General features: G+C 32.8%; 1 protein-coding gene and 1 pseudogene. Both read right to left on the bottom strand.

The window, feature by feature from the left end; translation table 11 throughout:
* On the bottom strand, positions 1-423 hold a 423-nt coding region (locus tag ABS911_RS13545), incomplete at its 3' end, for an ABC transporter transmembrane domain-containing protein (RefSeq protein ID WP_350468002.1).
* A gap of 106 nt (positions 424-529) precedes the next feature.
* Positions 530-1149 (bottom strand): annotated as a pseudogene (locus ABS911_RS13540) (ATPase); the annotation flags it as partial.

Below are 1149 nucleotides of genomic sequence, written 5' to 3'. Positions count from 1 at the left end.
ACTTAAAAAGGGTGCACGCACAACAAGGCGAATCAACATAGCCAATGCCAGTTGTAGTTGATTAACATCGTTAGTCATTCTAGTCACTAACGTATCTGTTCCAAAAAGATTTAAATCCTCATGGGAAAATTGATTGATTTTTCTCATCAATCGATTCCGCAACTCCGTTCCAAAGCCTTGTGATGCAATGGATGAAAAATATTGACAGATTATAGCGCAAACTCCCCCAGCTACAGTTAACAATACCATCCATCCTGCTATTTGCCATATACGAGTACTATTCCCAACCTTAATTCCTTCATCAATCAATTTTGCCATCATAAACGGCAATAGTAATTCAAAAAAAGCTTCTAAAAACTTAAAAAATGGCCCCAATATAATTTGTTTCCGATAATTTTTAGCATAACTCAATAAGCGTACCAAACAAACACATCCCTTAATTCTAAAGATTTTTTTATAAACTTCACCTTATTTAGACCTTAAATAGCTAGTGAGAGCACTGAATCATTCTTAGTGTACTTAATATTGTTTAAGATTTTATAAACGGTGTAACCCCATTTATCTTTTCAGAAGGAGAAATGAGGCGATTAAGAATCATTTTTTCATAAATGATACGAAGAATTAATGAAATAACGATCAAATATATAAATGGTGAGAAGGTGTTCGCTGTTAACGTCCCAATTTCTAAAATTGATTTAAATAAATAAGCAGCTACATAGAAACCTACAGAAGTTGTACCAGCGATAAATACTCTATACCAATTGAACGGCATACACGCTTTGATTACAGCAAAAATACTGATTCCTGCAAGAACATAGTACATCAATGTAGTAGTTTCCAATTGAGACCATCCTTGAGACTGGCTTGTAAAATAAATTACAATTGTATTTAATACGACTAGTAGCGCATTGGGTAAAGCATTGTTTAATACTGTATATAAAAAGTTGTGCGTAACTCGTTCTTTATTGGCCTCAAAAGATAAGAAGAAAGATGAATACCCTTCAATCACTAAATCAATTAAGGTAATTTGTATGGGTATAAATGGAAATGCTAATAAACTGATTGCACAAATAACAGCCATTATAAAGGAATAAATTGTTTTAATAAAGAATATGGAAGCTACCTTCGTCAAATTATTCACTACTCGCC

It is taken from the genome of Carnobacterium sp. (genome assembly GCF_040274425.1).
Note: the sequence above shows the minus strand (reverse complement) of the source record. Positions and strands in the feature narration are given on the sequence as shown.